The sequence below is a fragment of the Mycobacterium sp. 1165178.9 genome, from assembly GCF_001673555.1.
In the GTDB taxonomy this organism is placed as follows: Bacteria; Actinomycetota; Actinomycetes; order Mycobacteriales; family Mycobacteriaceae; genus Mycobacterium.
Window position 1 is genome coordinate 1 of the sequence record NZ_LZMB01000105.1, and the last position, 912, is coordinate 912.

The following is a 912-nucleotide window of genomic DNA, read 5'->3' on the forward strand; positions in this document are numbered from 1 at the left end:
GCGAAGCTGGTGGTGTTCCCGGAGGCGACCATGTGCCGGTTCGGGGTGCCGCTGGGCCCGGTCGCGGAGCCGGTCGACGGGCCCTGGGCCGACGGGGTGCGCCGCATCGCGGCCGATTCCCGCATCACCGTCGTCGCCGGGATGTTCACCCCGTCGGGCGACGGGCGGGTGAAGAACACACTGATCGCGGCCGGCCCGCACGATTCGGCCCACTACGACAAGATCCACCTCTACGACGCGTTCGGCTTCACCGAATCGCACACGGTCGCGCCGGGACATGATCCGGTGGTGATCACGGTCGACGGCGTCCGGGTGGGGCTGACCGTCTGCTACGACATCCGCTTCCCAGCGCTCTACACGGAACTGGCCCGCCGCGGCGCCGAGGTGATCGCGGTGTGCGCGTCCTGGGGTGCGGGTCCGGGCAAACTCGACCAGTGGACGCTGCTGGCCCGCGCCCGCGCACTCGATTCGATGAGCTACGTCGTTGCAGCCGGTCAGGCCGACCCCGGTGACACCCGCCCATCCGGTTCGGGGGCACCGACCGGCGTCGGGGGCAGCCTGATCGTCTCGCCACTGGGCGACGTCGTCGCGTCGGCCGGCTCTCACCCGCAGCTACTGGTTGCCGACATCGACGTCGGCAGGGTCGCAGAGGCCCGCGAGAGTATCGCGGTCCTTCGCAACCGCTCGGACTTTACTCAGGTTGATAGGGCAGAATCGGTCGGGTGACGAACCCACAAGGACCACCGAACCCGGACCCGTCGAAGTGGGCCCGTCCCCCCCACCAGGGACCCTTCGGCCAGCCTCCCACGGAGCGGCCGACCGAGCGAATCAGCACCGGCGGCCCGGGTCACGTGCCCCCGCCGCCGGACCGTCTGCTACGACATCCGCTTCCCAGCGCTCTACACGGAACTG

1 protein-coding gene is annotated in these 912 nt (G+C 70.4%); it reads left to right on the top strand.

Annotated features, from left to right (window positions below):
• Positions 1 to 726 (top strand): carbon-nitrogen hydrolase family protein (locus A5652_RS05335; RefSeq protein ID WP_067347368.1); only part of this gene is annotated, 726 nt, incomplete at its 5' end.
• Between the last annotated feature and the right edge of the window lie 186 nt (positions 727 to 912).